At 56.0% G+C, this 15,847-nt stretch carries 12 protein-coding genes and 1 riboswitch; of the genes, 8 read left to right on the top strand and 4 right to left on the bottom strand.

The window, feature by feature from the left end; genetic code table 11:
- Positions 1-94: 94 nt before the first annotated feature.
- The gene (ppc, locus tag ACOTWU_RS19870) at positions 95-2,746 is read right to left on the bottom strand and encodes a phosphoenolpyruvate carboxylase (RefSeq protein ID WP_017383108.1); all 2,652 of its coding nucleotides are present in this window, start codon (positions 2,744-2,746) and stop codon (positions 95-97) included.
- Between the two features lie 271 nt (positions 2,747-3,017).
- Positions 3,018-4,169 carry an acetylornithine deacetylase gene (gene argE, locus ACOTWU_RS19865; protein WP_015569956.1) on the bottom strand — a complete coding sequence of 384 codons (1,152 nt, stop codon included), beginning with the start codon at positions 4,167-4,169 and terminating at the stop codon, positions 3,018-3,020.
- Positions 4,170-4,257: 88 nt separating this feature from the next.
- On the opposite strand from argE, the gene argC reads away from it, so the two are divergent.
- From argC to oxyR, 4 genes are all read left to right on the top strand, one after another.
- Complete coding sequence (gene argC, locus ACOTWU_RS19860; RefSeq protein ID WP_040118235.1) at positions 4,258-5,262, top strand: N-acetyl-gamma-glutamyl-phosphate reductase; 1,005 nt, start codon at positions 4,258-4,260, stop codon at positions 5,260-5,262.
- A 6-nt stretch (positions 5,263-5,268) separates the two neighbouring features.
- On the top strand, positions 5,269-6,045 hold the full coding sequence (argB, locus tag ACOTWU_RS19855; protein WP_088567109.1) for an acetylglutamate kinase: 777 nt from the start codon (positions 5,269-5,271) through the stop codon (positions 6,043-6,045).
- Positions 6,046-6,150: 105 nt separating this feature from the next.
- Positions 6,151-7,524 (top strand): argininosuccinate lyase, encoded by a 1,374-nt coding sequence (gene argH, locus ACOTWU_RS19850; protein ID WP_040118234.1) that lies wholly within the window; start codon positions 6,151-6,153, stop codon positions 7,522-7,524.
- Between the two features lie 315 nt (positions 7,525-7,839).
- Positions 7,840-8,757 (top strand): DNA-binding transcriptional regulator OxyR, encoded by a 918-nt coding sequence (oxyR, locus tag ACOTWU_RS19845; protein ID WP_003862055.1) that lies wholly within the window; start codon positions 7,840-7,842, stop codon positions 8,755-8,757.
- On the opposite strand, the gene sthA is transcribed toward oxyR, so the two are convergent.
- Positions 8,740-10,140: a Si-specific NAD(P)(+) transhydrogenase gene (gene sthA, locus ACOTWU_RS19840; protein ID WP_003862057.1), complete on the bottom strand. Its 1,401-nt coding sequence runs from the start codon at positions 10,138-10,140 to the stop codon at positions 8,740-8,742. The genes oxyR and sthA overlap by 18 nt on opposite strands.
- Before the next feature lie 196 nt (positions 10,141-10,336).
- Here sthA and fabR point away from each other — a divergent pair, with 196 nt between their 5' ends.
- Both fabR and ACOTWU_RS19830 read left to right on the top strand, forming a co-directional pair.
- A complete protein-coding gene (gene fabR / locus ACOTWU_RS19835) occupies positions 10,337-10,975 on the top strand; it encodes an HTH-type transcriptional repressor FabR (protein WP_003862059.1) in 639 nt (212 codons plus the stop codon).
- 9 nt (positions 10,976-10,984) lie between these two features.
- Positions 10,985-11,344 carry a YijD family membrane protein gene (locus ACOTWU_RS19830; protein WP_017383113.1) on the top strand — a complete coding sequence of 120 codons (360 nt, stop codon included), beginning with the start codon at positions 10,985-10,987 and terminating at the stop codon, positions 11,342-11,344.
- A gap of 80 nt (positions 11,345-11,424) precedes the next feature.
- Here ACOTWU_RS19830 and trmA read toward each other — a convergent pair whose 3' ends face one another.
- On the bottom strand, positions 11,425-12,525 hold the full coding sequence (gene trmA, locus ACOTWU_RS19825; RefSeq protein ID WP_003862063.1) for a tRNA (uridine(54)-C5)-methyltransferase TrmA: 1,101 nt from the start codon (positions 12,523-12,525) through the stop codon (positions 11,425-11,427).
- A gap of 104 nt (positions 12,526-12,629) precedes the next feature.
- Positions 12,630-12,805, top strand: a riboswitch (cobalamin riboswitch).
- A gap of 66 nt (positions 12,806-12,871) precedes the next feature.
- Here trmA and btuB point away from each other — a divergent pair.
- Together btuB and murI are read left to right on the top strand one after the other, a co-directional pair.
- The gene (btuB, locus tag ACOTWU_RS19820; RefSeq protein ID WP_023304629.1) at positions 12,872-14,722 is read left to right on the top strand and encodes a TonB-dependent vitamin B12 receptor BtuB; all 1,851 of its coding nucleotides are present in this window, start codon (positions 12,872-12,874) and stop codon (positions 14,720-14,722) included.
- The gene (gene murI, locus ACOTWU_RS19815) at positions 14,667-15,518 is read left to right on the top strand and encodes a glutamate racemase (protein ID WP_003862067.1); all 852 of its coding nucleotides are present in this window, start codon (positions 14,667-14,669) and stop codon (positions 15,516-15,518) included. Before btuB ends, murI begins: the two co-directional genes overlap by 56 nt.
- Positions 15,519-15,847 lie beyond the last annotated feature (329 nt).

Below are 15,847 nucleotides of genomic sequence, written 5' to 3'. Positions count from 1 at the left end.
ATTGCCTTACCGGTGGCAAAGATTGAGGGGGAGATCAGGGAAGGGGGAAGATCGAGAAGTGCCCGGCAAGCGTAGCGCTGCCGGGCACTGAGCATTAACCGGTGTTGCGCATACCTGCCGCAACGCCTGCTATCGTTACCATCAGCGCCTGTTCAACGCGCGGATCCGGCTCTTTACCTTCCTCCTCCGCCAGACGCGAACGGTGTAGCAGTTCAGCCTGTAAAACGTTCAGCGGGTCGGTGTAGATGTTACGCAGCTGGATAGACTCGGCGATCCACGGCAGGTCTTCCATCAGGTGGGAGTCATTAGCGATATCCAGCACCACTTTAATATCGCCTTCAAGCAGCTCGCGCAGCTCTTTACCCAGCGCCCACAGCTCTGGTTTCACCAGACGCTGATCGTAGTATTCCGCCAGCCACAGGTCGGCTTTCGAGAAGACCATCTCCAGCATGCCCAGACGGGTAGAGAAGAATGGCCAGTCGCGGCACATGGTTTCCAGTTCGCTCTGCTTTCCGTCTTCCACCACTTTTTGCAGCGCCGCACCGGCACCCAGCCAGGCCGGCAGCATCAGACGGTTTTGCGTCCAGGCGAAGATCCACGGAATGGCGCGCAGGGATTCAACGCCGCCGGTCGGGCGACGCTTGGCCGGGCGCGAACCCAGAGGCAGTTTACCCAGCTCCTGCTCAGGCGTTGCTGAGCGGAAGTAAGGCACAAAGTCTTTGTTTTCACGCACGTAGCCGCGATAGAGGTCGCAGGAGATGTCAGACAGCTCGTCCATGATCCGGCACCAGGACTCTTTTGGCTCCGGCGGCGGCAGCAGGTTGGCTTCCAGGATCGCACTGGTATAGAGCGACAGGCTGCTGATGGTCACTTCCGGCAGGCCGTACTTGAAGCGGATCATCTCACCCTGCTCGGTCACGCGCAGGCCGCCTTTCAGGCTTCCTGGTGGTTGAGAGAGCAGCGCTGCGTGTGCAGGCGCACCGCCACGACCAATGGAGCCGCCGCGTCCGTGGAACAGGGTCAGTTCAATACCGGCTTTTTCGCAGGTTTTGATTAGCGCATCCTGCGCCTGATACTGCGCCCAGGAGGCTGCCATCACGCCCGCATCTTTCGCGGAGTCGGAATAGCCAATCATCACCATCTGTTTGCCCTGAATAAAGCCGCGATACCAGTCGATGTTCAGCAACTGGGTCATCACGTCGTTAGCGTTGTTCAGGTCGTCGAGGGTCTCAAACAGCGGGGCCACTGGCAGAGCATAGTCAATGCCCGCTTCTTTCAGCAGAAGGTGAACGCCCAGCACGTCGGACGGGGTCTTCGCCATGGAGATCACATAGGCGGCCACCGATCCTTTCGGCGCATCCACGATCGCTTTACAGGTGTTGAGTACTTCGCGGGTGTCGTTGCTTGGCTCCCAGTTGCGCGGCAGCAGCGGGCGCTTGGAGTTCAGCTCGCGGATCAGGAACGCCTGTTTGTCGGCTTCTGACCAGCTTTCATAGTCGCCGATGCCGAGGTAGCGGGTCAGCTCGCCCAGTGCTTCGGTATGACGGGTACTTTCCTGACGAACGTCGATACGCACCAGCGGCACGCCGAAACACTTCACGCGGCGCAGGGTGTCGAGCAGTTCGCCGTTGGCAATGATGCCCATCCCACAGGCCTGGAGCGATTTATAGCAGGCGTACAGCGGCTCCCAAAGCTGTTCGTTCTGGCTCAGCAGACCTTCCGGCTTCGGCAGGCGCTGGCCTTTAAGGCGCGCTTCCAGCCAGGCCTGAGTGGCCATCAGCTGACCGCGCAGTTTTTTCATCAGGAAACGGTACGGTTCGCTGGCGCCTTCTTCACCGGCCAGCGCGCGCAGTTCCGGCGTGGCTTCCACCATCGACAGCTCGGAGATCAGCACCTGAATATCTTTCAGGAACAGGTCGGTCGCTTTCCAGCGGCTCAGCAGCAGGACGTGGCGGGTGATTTCCGCCGTTACGTTCGGGTTGCCGTCGCGGTCGCCGCCCATCCAGGAGGTGAAGCGCACCGGAACAAAATCAACCGGCAGGCGGTAGCCCAGGTTCTCTTCCAGCTGTTCGTTCAGCTCGCGCAGGTAGTTGGGGACCCCTTCCCACAGGCTGTTTTCCACCACCGCAAAGCCCCATTTGGCTTCGTCGACCGGGCTTGGGCGATGCTTACGAATTTCATCCGTGTGCCAGGACTGGGCAATTAGCTGGCGCAGACGGCGCATAAGCTGGTTACGTTCGTAGTCGGCAATGTCTTTGTTATCCAGTTGCTTCAGACAGTTGTTCACTTCCACCATTTTGTGGATCAGCGTACGACGGGTGATTTCGGTTGGGTGTGCGGTCAGCACCAGCTCCAGCGAAAGGGATTCTACCGCTTTTTTGATGGTCGCTTCGTTGAGGTCGGGCTGGTCTTTGAGTTTACGAAGGGTGCGGGCAATGACTTCCGGGTTGCTGGCCGCTTCGCCTTTTGGCGAAATGCTGTGGTATTGCTCAGCGGTGTTTGCCAGGTTCAGGAACTGGCTGAAGGCGCGGGCAACGGGCAGCAGCTCATCGTTGGAGAGGTTCTGCAAGGTGGTGAGCAGCTCCTGACGATTGGCCTCGTTACCGGCGCGGGAAGATTTGGACAGCTTGCGGATGGTTTCAACGCGGTCGAGGATGTTCTCCCCCAGTGCGTCTTTGATGGTATCTCCAAGCACTTTGCCGAGCATACTGACATTACTACGCAACGCGGAATATTGTTCGTTCATAAAAACCCAGTCACCCCATCATTTTTGTTTATGCCCATGCGAAAATCTTCTGGACATTATTTTGTCATCTCCCTTTATAAAGCCACGTAAAACCCCCGTCGTCAATTGCTGCGAAAACGGTTCAGCAAACGAATAAATGTGGGCAATTTACGAAATTTAATTCGTATTGCGTCAGATAAGAGATGCTTATGGGAATGTGACGAAGATCATGCGATTTGTTGCCCTCACCCTAACCCTCTCCCACAGGGAGAGGGGACTGTTCGGTGCGTTTTTAATGCCAGCAGAAGTGATGCACAACCTGGGTAATGAGTTCGCGAGTGGGCTTGATGAAGCGGGTTTCGAGATATTCGTCCGGCTGGTGGGCCTGGTTGATGGAGCCAGGGCCCAGAACCAGCGTCGGGCACAGCGTCTGAATAAACGGCGCTTCGGTGCAGTAGTTCACCACGTCGGTTTTCTCGCCGAGCAGTTTTTCCACCACCTGAACCAGCTGATGGTCAGGCGGACATTCGTAGCCTGGAATCGGCGGATGCAGTTCGGAGACCGTCAGACGGCCCGGCCAGCGCTCGCTGACCGGTGCCAGCGCTTCGTTCAGTAAGCCATCCAGATCGCTTAGCGTCATGCCCGGCAGAGGACGGATATCCATATGCAGTTCGCAGCAGGCGCAGATACGGTTGGACGCATCACCGCCGTGCAGGCTGCCGAGGTTTAGCGTCGGATACGGCACGGTGAACGCCTCGTAGTGATAGCGCTCTTTCAGATCGTCGCGCAGGGTCATGATGCGGCCAATCGCGTCATGCATCAGCTCGATGGCGTTCACGCCGCGCGCCGGATCGCTGGAGTGGCCGGACTGTCCGAGCACGCGCACCGCGGTAGAAATATGGCCTTTGTGCGCCCGAATCGGTTGCAGAGAGGTCGGTTCGCCGATGATCGCGCAGTCAGGACGAATCGATGTATTTTCAGAGAAATAACGTGCGCCCGCCATGCTGGTCTCTTCATCGGCGGTCGCCAGAATGTAGAGCGGCTTTTTCAGGGTTGTCACGTCCACGTCACGCAGCGCGTCGAGGATAAAGGCGAAAAAGCCTTTCATGTCGGCGGTGCCCAAACCGTAGAGTTTGTTGTCATGTTCGGTCAGCGTGAACGGATCGCGTGTCCAGCGGCCATCATCAAACGGCACGGTGTCAGTGTGGCCAGCCAGCAGCAGGCCGCCCGCGCCATGTCCGGTACTGGCGAGCAGGTTAAATTTGTGGCGTGTTCCGGGGACGGGCTGAACCTCAACGTTAAACCCAAGATCGCTAAACCAACCCGCCAGCAGATTGATTAAAGACTCATTGCTCTGATCCAGGGCTTCTTCCGTCGCGCTGATGGAGGGTGTGGCAATCAGGGCGCGGTAAATCTCGATAAATGGCGGTAAGTTCATTTTCATTGTTGACACACCTTAGGTCGTGATAGTATCAATATTCATGCAATAAATGTGAATAAAAATACATTATCGTTGAGCATAAAGGAACCCGATGTTGAATACGCTGATTGTAGGCGCTAGCGGTTATGCGGGCGCAGAGCTTGTAAGCTACGTAAATCGCCACCCTCATATGACCATAACCGCTTTGACCGTGTCAGCGCAAAGCAATGATGCCGGAAAGTTAATTTCCGATTTGCATCCACAGCTTAAAGGCGTGGTTGATTTGCCTTTGCAGCCCATGTCTGACATCAGCGAGTTCACCGACGGCGTTGACGTTGTGTTTTTAGCCACGGCGCATGAAGTTAGCCACGACCTGGCACCGCAATTTTTAGCGGCCGGCTGCGTGGTCTTTGATCTCTCCGGCGCGTTTCGCGTTAACGACAGCGCGTTCTACGAAAAATATTATGGTTTCACCCATCAGCACCCGGATCTGCTCGAAAAAGCGGTGTACGGCCTGGCGGAGTGGAGCGCTGACAAACTGAAAGAAGCGGATCTGATCGCCGTGCCGGGCTGCTACCCGACGGCGGCGCAGCTTTCCCTGAAGCCGCTGATCGACGCGGGTCTGCTGGATCTGCATCAGTGGCCAGTCATCAACGCCACCAGTGGCGTGAGCGGCGCCGGGCGCAAAGCGGCGATCTCCAACAGCTTCTGCGAAGTGAGCTTTCAGCCGTATGGCGTGTTTAATCACCGTCATCACCCTGAAATCACCACCCATCTGGGCGCGGACGTGATTTTCACCCCGCACCTCGGCAGCTTCCCGCGTGGGATCCTCGAAACCATTACCTGCCGCCTGAAGCCGGGTGTGGCCAAAGAACAGGTGAGCGAGGTCTTCACGCAGGCGTATGCGGATAAACCGCTGGTGCGCCTGTATGACAAAGGCGTGCCGGCGTTGAAAAACGTGGTTGGCCTGCCGTTCTGCGACATCGGCTTTGCCGTGCAGGGCGAGCATCTGATTGTGGTCGCCGCAGAAGATAACTTACTCAAAGGCGCTGCCGCACAGGCAATGCAGTGTGCAAATATTCGTTTCGGCTTCCCTGAAACGCAGGCTCTTATTTAAGGTGTGATGATGAATCCATTAATTATCAAACTCGGTGGTGTACTGCTGGACAGCGAAGAAGCGCTGGAGCGCCTGTTTACCGCACTGGTGAACTATCGCGAATCACACCAACGTCCGCTGGTGATTGTGCACGGCGGCGGCTGCGTGGTGGATGAGCTGATGAAAGGGCTCAACCTGCCGGTGAAAAAGAAAAATGGCCTGCGCGTGACGCCTGCGGACCAGATTGACATCATTACCGGCGCGCTGGCGGGAACGGCGAACAAAACGCTGCTGGCGTGGGCGAAGAAACACCATATCGCCTCCGTTGGCCTCTGTCTGGGCGATGGAGATAGCGTAAAAGTGACCCAGCTCGACGAAGAGCTTGGCCATGTTGGACTGGCGCAGCCTGGTTCGCCTAAGCTGATTAACACTCTGCTGGAAGGCGGTTTCCTGCCGGTGGTGAGCTCAATCGGCGTGACCGAAGAGGGCGAGCTGATGAACGTCAATGCGGACCAGGCGGCAACCGCGCTGGCGGCCACGCTGGGCGCAGATCTGATCCTGCTCTCCGACGTGAGCGGCATACTGGACGGCAAAGGCCAGCGCATTGCGGAAATGACCGCCGCAAAAGCCGAGCAGCTGATCGATCAGGGCATTATCACCGACGGCATGATCGTTAAAGTGAACGCCGCGCTGGATGCGGCACGCACGCTGGGTCGCCCGGTGGATATCGCCTCCTGGCGTCACGCGGAGCAACTCCCGGCGCTGTTTAACGGTACGCCGATTGGTACGCGTATTCTGGCTTAAGTTTCTGTGCCGGATGGCGCTTCGCTTATCCGGCCTACGTGAATTTTGTTGGCCCGGTAAGCGCAGCGCCACCGGGCAAAAATATCATCATTAAGGAAATTCGTTATGGCACTTTGGGGTGGGCGTTTTACACAGGCAGCGGATCAGCGGTTCAAACAGTTCAACGACTCTTTGCGCTTCGACTACCGCCTGGCCGAACAGGATATTGTCGGCTCTGTGGCCTGGTCCAAAGCGCTGGTAACCGTTGGCGTGCTGACCGCAGACGAACAGCAGCAGCTGGAAGAGGCGCTGAACAACCTGCTGGAAGAGGTGCGTCTGGATCCGGAGCAAATCCTCCAGAGCGATGCCGAAGATATTCACAGCTGGGTGGAAGGCAAACTGATCGACAAAGTCGGCCAGTTGGGTAAAAAGCTCCATACCGGGCGTAGCCGTAATGACCAGGTGGCGACCGACCTGAAGCTGTGGTGTAAACAGACCGTCGGCGAACTGCTGGCGGCGAATCGTCAGTTGCAGAGCGCGCTGGTGGACACCGCGCAGAACAATCAGGATGCGGTGATGCCGGGTTATACCCACCTGCAACGCGCGCAGCCGGTGACGTTCGCGCACTGGTGTCTGGCCTACGTTGAGATGCTGGCGCGTGATGAGAGCCGTTTACAGGATACCTTAAAGCGTCTGGACGTCAGCCCGCTGGGCAGCGGCGCGCTGGCCGGTACGGCGTATGAAATCGACCGTGAGCAGCTGGCAGGCTGGCTGGGCTTTGCCTCCGCCACCCGCAACAGCCTGGACAGCGTCTCTGACCGTGACCACGTGCTGGAGCTGCTCTCGAATGCCTCTATCGGCATGGTGCACCTGTCGCGCTTTGCCGAAGACCTGATCTTCTTTAACTCTGGCGAAGCGGGCTTCGTCGAGCTGTCCGACCGCGTGACGTCCGGCTCCTCCCTGATGCCGCAGAAGAAAAACCCGGATGCGCTGGAGCTGATCCGCGGTAAGTGTGGCCGTGTGCAGGGCGCGCTGACCGGTATGATGATGACCCTGAAAGGGCTGCCGCTGGCATACAACAAAGACATGCAGGAAGACAAAGAGGGGCTGTTCGACGCGCTCGACACCTGGCTGGACTGTCTGCATATGGGCGCGCTGGTGCTGGACGGCATTCAGGTGAAACGTCCGCGCTGCCAGGAAGCGGCGCAGCAGGGGTATGCTAACTCTACCGAGCTGGCGGACTACCTGGTGGCGAAAGGCGTACCGTTCCGCGAGGCGCACCATATTGTGGGTGAAGCGGTGGTGGAAGCGATTCGTCAGGGTAAAGCCCTTGAAGAGCTGGCGCTTACCGACCTGCAAAAATTCAGCGCGGTTATCGGGGATGATGTCTACCCGATTCTGGTCCTGCAATCCTGCCTGGATAAGCGTGCAGCGAAAGGTGGCGTGTCGCCGAAGCAGGTAGCGCAGGCGATTGCGGATGCGAAAAACCGGTTGGTTTGAATTGGTTTGAATAGTGCGGGCTGGTGCCCTCACCTCGGCCCTCTCCCACAGGGAGAGGGAGAAAAACGGAGCCTGGCTTAGTGCTGGGCTTTTTTTTACGCAAAAAAAAGCGGACCACGGGGTCCGCAAAAGTTCACGTTGGCTTTAGTTTTTCGAGTTTTGAGAGAAACTCGCTGACGGTGCGGGGACGTCAAGGGTCAAACACGTGCCGCCTCGTCTATGTGATGTATTATTCAACAGAATGCTTGATAGGGATAATCGTTCGTTGCTATGCTATCTATCGCCATGAACTATCGTGGCGACGGAGGATGAATAATGAATATTCGTGATCTTGAATACCTGGTAGCGTTAGCTGAGCATCGCCATTTTCGCCGCGCGGCAGACTCCTGCCACGTCAGCCAGCCAACGTTGAGCGGTCAGATCCGCAAGCTGGAAGATGAGCTGGGCGTGATGCTGCTGGAGCGCACCAGTCGTAAGGTACTGTTCACGCAGGCAGGTCTGCTGCTGGTGGATCAGGCGCGCACCGTACTGCGCGAGGTCAAAGTGCTCAAGGAAATGGCAAGCCAGCAGGGGGAAGCGATGTCCGGCCCGCTGCATATTGGCCTGATCCCAACCGTTGGCCCGTACCTGTTGCCGCAAATCATTCCGATGCTGCACCAGACGTTCCCGAAACTCGAAATGTACCTGCATGAAGCGCAAACCCATCAGCTGCTGGCGCAGTTAGACAGCGGCAAGCTCGACTGCGCGATCCTGGCGCTGGTTAAAGAGAGTGAAGCGTTTATTGAAGTACCGCTGTTCGATGAGCCAATGATGCTGGCGATCTATGAAGATCACCCGTGGGCGAACCGCGATCGCGTGCCGATGGCCGATCTGGCCGGTGAAAAACTGCTGATGCTGGAGGATGGCCACTGTCTGCGCGATCAGGCGATGGGCTTCTGCTTCGAAGCGGGTGCCGATGAAGATACCCATTTCCGCGCAACCAGCCTGGAAACGCTGCGTAATATGGTGGCGGCGGGAAGCGGTATTACGCTGCTGCCGGCGCTGGCGGTGCCGCACGAGCGTAAACGTGATGGCGTGGTCTATCTGCCGTGTATTAAGCCGGAGCCGCGTCGCACCATTGGTCTGGTTTATCGTCCGGGGTCACCGCTGCGCAGCCGCTATGAGCAGCTGGCAGAGGCCATCCGGGGTGCGATGGATGGCCATTTCGACAGCGCGTTAAAACAGGCGGTTTAAGCCGTTCAGCGCAGCTACCCGATAGGCTTCCGCCATGGTCGGGTAGTTAAAGGTGGTGTTAACGAAGTACTCAATGGTGTTGCCACCACCTTTTTGCTCCATGATCGCCTGGCCGATATGAATGATTTCCGCCGCGCGTTCACCGAAGCAGTGAATACCGAGGATCTCTTTCGTCTCGCGATGGAACAGGATCTTAAGCGTACCTACGCTCATTCCCACGATTTGCGCCCGCGCCAGATGTTTAAACTGGGCACGACCCACCTCGTAAGGCACCTTCATGGCCGTCAGCTGCTGCTCGGTTTTGCCGACAGAACTGATTTCCGGAATGGTGTAGATGCCCGTCGGGATATCTTCAATCAGATGCGCCGTCGCTTCACCTTTCACCAGCGCCTGTGCGGCGATGCGGCCCTGATCGTAAGCGGCGGAGGCCAGGCTTGGGTAACCAATCACGTCGCCCACCGCGTAAACGTGCGGCAGCGCAGTCTGGTACATGCTGTTGACCTTGAGCTGACCGCGGCTGTCGGTTTCAAGCCCGATATTCTCCAGCTGCAATGAATCCGTGTTGCCGGTACGGCCGTTGGCGTACAGCAGGCAGTCCGCCTTCAGCTTCTTACCGGATTTCAGGTGCATGATCACACCGTCGTCGCAGCCTTCGATTTTCTCGTACTCTTCGTTGTGGCGAATCACCACGCCGCTGTTCCAGAAGTGGTAGGAGAGGGAATCTGACATCTCCTGATCGAGGAACGCCAGCAGCCGGTCGCGGGTGTTGATCAGATCAACTTTGACCTCCATTCCCCGGAAAATCGACGCATATTCGCAGCCAATCACGCCCGCGCCGTAGATGATCACATGGCGTGGCTCGTGGTGCAGGCTGAGGATGGAGTCGCTGTCGTAAATGCGCGGGTGCGAGAAATCCACGTCTGCCGGATGGTAAGGACGGGAGCCGCAGGCGATCACAAATTTTTCAGCGGTGAGCGTCTCAACCGAACCGTCGTGGCACTCCAGCGCCAGGGTGTGTTCATCCACAAAATGCGCGTTCCCTTGCAGAATTTCACAGTGGTTGCGCTCATAGAAACCCTGACGCATGCGCGTCTGCTGGTTAATGACCGTGTCTGCGTGATTCAGGATATCGGCAAAGGAGGAGCGAAGAAGTCGGGAGTGGTCGCTGTAAAGAGGGTTCTGGTTAAATTCGATAATGCGGCTAACGGCGTGGCGGAGGGCTTTCGAAGGGATGGTGCCCCAGTGGGTGCAACCGCCGCCGACGTTATGGTAGCGCTCAATAACCGCTACTCTGGCTCCCTGTTTTACCAGACCCATAGCAGCACCTTCGCCGCCGGGGCCGGAACCAATAACTATTGCGTCGTAATCGTAGGAATGTGGCATGGCAAGGCTTACCTGTTCTTATACATAAAAGCAACAGAATCATAACATCATTGCCAGGGTAACCCAATTATCGTTGTGCTTTTTTCGGGCAGTGGAGCACAAACCGCCCGTAAACAATCATTCACAAAGCCAGGTAAACAGATTAATTTTATTCTCTGGTATAGTGCCAACGGGCCTTTGGAAGGATTCAACTATCGTGATGGGCGTAAGAGCACAACAAAAAGAGAAAACCCGGCGTTCGCTGGTGGAAGCCGCATTCAGTCAACTGAGTGCTGAGCGGAGTTTTGCCAGTTTGAGCCTGCGTGAAGTGGCGCGCGAGGCCGGGATTGCGCCAACGTCCTTCTATCGTCATTTCCGTGATGTGGATGAACTGGGCCTGACCATGGTCGACGAGAGCGGCCTGATGCTGCGCCAGCTGATGCGCCAGGCGCGTCAGCGTATCGCCAAGGGCGGCAGCGTGATCCGCACCTCCGTGTCGACATTTATGGAATTTATCGGCAATAACCCTAACGCGTTTCGCCTGCTGTTGCGTGAGCGTTCCGGAACGTCAGCCGCGTTTCGTGCCGCCGTCGCGCGTGAAATTCAGCATTTCATCGCGGAACTTGCCGACTATCTTGAACTCGAAAACCATATGCCGCGTGCGTTTACTGAAGCACAGGCCGAGGCGATGGTGACGATTGTTTTCAGCGCGGGTGCCGAAGCGCTGGATGTCAGCATTGAACAACGTAAGCAACTCGAAGAGCGACTGGTATTGCAGCTGCGGATGATTTCTAAAGGTGCGTACTACTGGTATCGCCGTGAACAAGAGAAGTTGGCACATCAAAACGATGAGTGAAGGTGAGTAATGAAACAGTCAGGTCAGGATAAAGGAACGCTGTTGCTGGCATTGATCGCTGGCTTATCCATTAATGGTACGTTTGCGGCGGTTTTTAGCTCAATTGTACCGTTCTCGATTTTCCCGATTATCGCGCTGGTGCTGACGGTGTACTGCCTGCATCAACGTTATCTGAACCGCACCATGCCGGTTGGGTTACCGGGACTGGCCGCAGCCTGTTTTATTCTGGGTGTACTGTTGTACAGCACCGTGGTGCGCGCAGAGTATCCGGATATTGGCTCTAACTTCCTGCCTGCGGTACTGTCTGTGGCGCTGGTGTTCTGGATTGGCTCGCGCATGCGTAGCCGCAAGAGCCAGTTACCGGAGTAATGAATTATTTGTAGGGCAGGTAAGCGAAGCGCCATCTGCCAAAAAATGCCGGATGGCGCTACGCTTATCCGGCCTACAGATCACCGTGCGGTAAGTAAAACGCCGCACTCCATATGGTGCGTATACGGGAACTGATCGAACAGCGCCAGACGTTCAACCTTGTGCGTCTGGCTTAATGTTTCCAGATTCTTGCACAGCGTCTCTGGGTTACAGGAGATGTACAAAATACGCGGGTACGCCTGCACCATCTTCTCGGTTTCGCTGTCCAGGCCACTGCGCGGCGGATCGACAAAAATTGTCTCACACTGGTAGCTCTTCAAATCAATCCCTTGCAGGCGGTTAAACTCGCGTACGCCGTTCATCGCCTGGGTAAATTCTTCTGCCGCCATACGAATAATTTGTACGTTATCAATATGGTTAGCGGCGATGTTGTACTGCGCGGCGGCCACCGACGGTTTGGCGATTTCCGTCGCCAGCACGCGCTCGAAATTACGCGCCAGCGCCAGCGAGAAGTTGCCGTTACCGCAGTAGAGCTCCAGCAGATCGCCCTTAGACCCTTCTGTCGCCTTCAGCGCCCACTCAAGCATCTGCACGTTCATGGCGGCGTTCGGCTGGGTGAAGCTGTTCTCTACCTGACGGTAAACCATCTCTTTACCTGCTACCGGCAGACGCTCGTCGATGTAATCCTGGTCCAGCATGATTTTGGTTTTGGTCGCGCGGCCAATCAGGTGCACGTTGATGTTCTGCGCGCGCAGCGCATCGCGCAGAGCTTCTGCCTGCTCGCGCCACTCGTCGGTCAGCGCTTTGTGATAGAGCAGAGAAACAATGGCCTGATTGCTTTGGGTGGTCAGGTAGTCAATCTGGAACAGCTTGTTGCGCAGCACCGGATTATTGCGTACACCGTCGATCATTAGCGTCATCAGCTGGTTGATGAGCTCACTCGCCGCCGGAAAACTGTCTACGCGAATGCGGGATTTCGTCTGCTGATCGAAAATGATGTGGTACAGGTCATCGCCATCGTGCCAGATGCGGAACTCAGCGCGCATACGGTAGTGGCTGACCGGAGAACGAAACACCTCGGGAACCGGCGCGTTGAAAGGCGTCATCATACTTTGCAGGCGGACAACTTTTTCTGCCAGCTGTGCGTCGTACTGTTCTGTCGGGAGGTGTTCGGGGGTCATGATGCGTCCTGAGTGATAAAGAATTACGCGGGGATTGTAGGGATTGTGCAGTGGATGTCCAGATTTAATGGCTAATAGCTATCTGGACATCTATACGTGTCTAATTGTAGCATTCTGTTTCCGGTCTCCTGAGAGTGAAAAGGGAATCCAGTGCAAATCTGGAGCTGACGCGCAGCGGTAAAGACTGGCGGGATGAGAGTTGTAGACACTGTGAAAATGGGAAGTCTTCATCCGTATAACGCCACCCAGCCCGAAGACCTGCCGGGATCACGTCGCATTTGGTTTCATCATCGCGTGCTATCGATGAGGCCTGCGGCATCCTTCTTATATTGTGGATGCTTTAACAATGATTAAAAAAGTATCGCTGTTGACGGCGTTTTCCGTCACGGCATTTTCGGGCTGGGCGCAGGAAAGCGCCGACTCGTTGGTGGTGACAGCAAACCGTTTCGAACAACCAGCAAAAACCGTTCTGGCTCCGACCTCCGTCGTGACCCGTGAGGATATTGAACGCTGGCAGGCAACGAGTGTTGTGGAAATCATGTCACGCCTGCCGGGTGTGGACATCGCACAAAGCGGCGGGATGGGGTCAACCTCTTCAACGTTTATTCGCGGTACGGAATCCCGCCATGTTCTGGTACTGATTGATGGTATCCCCCTGAATAATGCCGGGATCAGCAATGTTCCCGATTTAAGCCAAATTCCGACGTCGCTGATTCAGCGTATTGAGTACATTCGCGGCCCACGTTCGGCGCTGTATGGCTCCGACGCGATTGGCGGTGTGATTAACATCATTACCGGGCGCGACAAGCCGGGTGCGGAAATTTCTGCGGGTGTCGGTTCAAAGGGGTATCAAAACTATAACGGTGCCTTCCAGCAGGTGTTCGATAAAACCAAAATCACCATGGCCGGTGATTATACCTATACCCGTGGTTTTGATATTGCCGCAAAAGATGCCCCGCGCCAGCCAGACCGCGATGGTTTTATGAGTAAATCGCTATTTGGCTCGGTGGAGCAGCAGTTTACCGACAGCGTCAGTGGGTTCTTCCGTGGCTTTGGCTACGATAACCGCTCCGCGTATGACGGTTACGATCACTATGGTGCGACCGGCATTGATGGGCGGCCGGACACGCGTCAGGTTTACAGCCAGAACTGGGACACCGGGTTGCGCTATAACCAGGGTATTTTCCAGTCACAGCTGGTGGCAGGGTATGGCCGTAGCAAAGATCAGAACTATGATCCGAAAAAAGGCCGCTACGCTGACTCCGCAACCATGGATGACGTGAAGCAGTACACCACCCAGTGGCTGAATACGGTTGAAGTGGGTCACGGCAATATCGGCGCGGGTCTGGACTGGCAGAAGCAGAAAACCCAGGCGGGTACGGGCTATCTGGAAAAAGGTTACGAACAACGTAATACCGGCGTGTTCCTTTCGGCGATGCAGCAGTTCAACAGCGTGACGCTGGAAGCGGCGGCGCGTAATGACGATAACTCTAATTTTGGCAATCACGCCACCTGGCAGACCAGCGCCGCATGGGAGTTCATCGAGGGGTATCGCATCATCGGTTCTTACGGTACAGCGTATAAAGCACCGACCATGAGCCAGATCCACAGTAAAGATTACGGTAATCCGGATCTGAAGCCAGAAGAGAGTAAGCAGTGGGAAGGTGGCTTTGAAGGTCTGACGGGGCCGGTAAACTGGCGTGTGACGGGCTATCGTAATGATATCGATAACCTCATTAATAGCGACCCGCGGACTTACCGTTATTACAACGTCGATGAAGCCCGTATTAAAGGAATCGAGGCGACGGCCCAGTTCGACACTGGCCCGGTAGGGCATCAGATTTCTTACGACTACGTCGACCCGCGTAATGCGAAAACTAACGAAGTCCTGGCTCGTCGCTCAAAGCAACAGGTTAAGTATCAGCTTGACTGGCAGGTGTGGGATCTCGACTGGAATCTGGCGTACCGTTATCTGGGCACTCGCTATGACGTTGCCGTTGATCCGAATACCTACGCCACAGAACGCGTGAAAATGGGCGGCGTCAGCCTGTGGGACGTCGCGGTTTCATATCCTGTCACCTCTCATCTCACAGTTCGTGGTAAAATAGCCAACCTGTTCGATAAAGATTACGAGACAGTTTATGGCTACCAAACTGCAGGACGGGAATACACCTTGTCTGGCAGCTACACCTTCTGATCCGCGTCCCACCGTGCTGGTGTTTGATTCCGGCGTCGGTGGGCTGTCGGTCTATGATGAGATTCGGCAGCTCCTGCCGGATCTCCATTACATCTACGCCTTCGATAACGTCGCGTTCCCGTATGGGGAAAAGAGTGAAGACTTTATTGTTGAACGTGTGGTTGAAATCGTCACCGCGGTACAAAAGCGTTATCCCCTGGCGCTGGCGGTCATTGCCTGTAATACGGCAAGCACGGTCTCTCTTCCTGCCCTGCGCGAAAAATTCCCGTTCCCGGTTGTGGGCGTTGTTCCGGCAATCAAACCTGCGGCGCGTCTGACGGCGAACGGCATTGTGGGGTTGCTGGCTACGCGCGGTACGGTAAAACGTCCTTATACGCGTGAGCTTATAGAGCGCTTTGCCAATGAATGCCAGATCGCCATGCTCGGCTCCGCGGAGCTGGTGGAAATGGCGGAAGCGAAACTGCACGGCGAGACGGTATCGCTTGAAGAGCTGCGTCGTATTTTGCGTCCATGGCTGCGGATGCAGGAACCACCGGATACGGTTGTTCTTGGCTGCACCCATTTCCCGCTATTACAGGAAGAGCTGTTAAAGGTTCTGCCTGAAGGGACCCGGCTGGTGGATTCCGGTGCTGCAATTGCGCGTCGGACGGCCTGGCTGCTGGAACACGAGGCGCCGGATGCGAAATCAGCGGATGCGAACATCGCTTTCTGTATGGCGATAACAAAAGAAACCGAACAACTTTTGCCCGTTTTACGTCGTTATGGCTTCGAAACGCTCGAAAAACTGGCGCTGTAGCACGGTTTTGAGCAAAAAAGAGACGGTTGAACGTTTTTTTTCAAAGAGGGGTTGTCAACGTCGGAGAACTCCCTATAATGCGCCTCCACTGACACGGAACAACGGCTTACAAGCCGCCGGGACAGCGGGGTTCAGAGATGAACGCCAACAGAGAAAAGTGAAAATAATTGCTTGACTCTGAATGAGGAAAACGTAATATACGGGACCTCGCAACGATGAGCTGAAAGCCGCGTTGCAACTGCTCTTTAACAATTTATCAGACAATCTGTGTGGGCACTCAAAGTGACATGGATTCTTAATGTCCTCGGACACTAAATGAATACCAAGTC

This window comes from Enterobacter cloacae complex sp. GYL001, assembly GCF_049237125.1.
Classification (GTDB): domain Bacteria; phylum Pseudomonadota; class Gammaproteobacteria; order Enterobacterales; family Enterobacteriaceae; genus Enterobacter; species Enterobacter hormaechei_C.
The sequence above is the reverse complement of the archived record's forward strand: the minus strand, read 5'-3'. Positions and strand labels throughout refer to the sequence as shown.

Bases quoted from the DNA above. Each gene is read 5' to 3' on its own strand.
- ppc (WP_017383108.1), bottom strand. From the start codon at position 2,746: ATGAACGAACAATATTCCGCGTTGCGTAGTAATGTCAGTATGCTCGGC.
- argE (WP_015569956.1), bottom strand. From the start codon at position 4,169: ATGAAAATGAACTTACCGCCATTTATCGAGATTTACCGCGCCCTGATT.
- argC (WP_040118235.1), top strand. From the start codon at position 4,258: ATGTTGAATACGCTGATTGTAGGCGCTAGCGGTTATGCGGGCGCAGAG.
- argB (WP_088567109.1), top strand. From the start codon at position 5,269: ATGATGAATCCATTAATTATCAAACTCGGTGGTGTACTGCTGGACAGC.
- argH (WP_040118234.1), top strand. From the start codon at position 6,151: ATGGCACTTTGGGGTGGGCGTTTTACACAGGCAGCGGATCAGCGGTTC.
- oxyR (WP_003862055.1), top strand. From the start codon at position 7,840: ATGAATATTCGTGATCTTGAATACCTGGTAGCGTTAGCTGAGCATCGC.
- sthA (WP_003862057.1), bottom strand. From the start codon at position 10,140: ATGCCACATTCCTACGATTACGACGCAATAGTTATTGGTTCCGGCCCC.
- ACOTWU_RS19830 (WP_017383113.1), top strand. From the start codon at position 10,985: ATGAAACAGTCAGGTCAGGATAAAGGAACGCTGTTGCTGGCATTGATC.
- trmA (WP_003862063.1), bottom strand. From the start codon at position 12,525: ATGACCCCCGAACACCTCCCGACAGAACAGTACGACGCACAGCTGGCA.
- btuB (WP_023304629.1), top strand. From the start codon at position 12,872: ATGATTAAAAAAGTATCGCTGTTGACGGCGTTTTCCGTCACGGCATTT.
- murI (WP_003862067.1), top strand. From the start codon at position 14,667: ATGGCTACCAAACTGCAGGACGGGAATACACCTTGTCTGGCAGCTACA.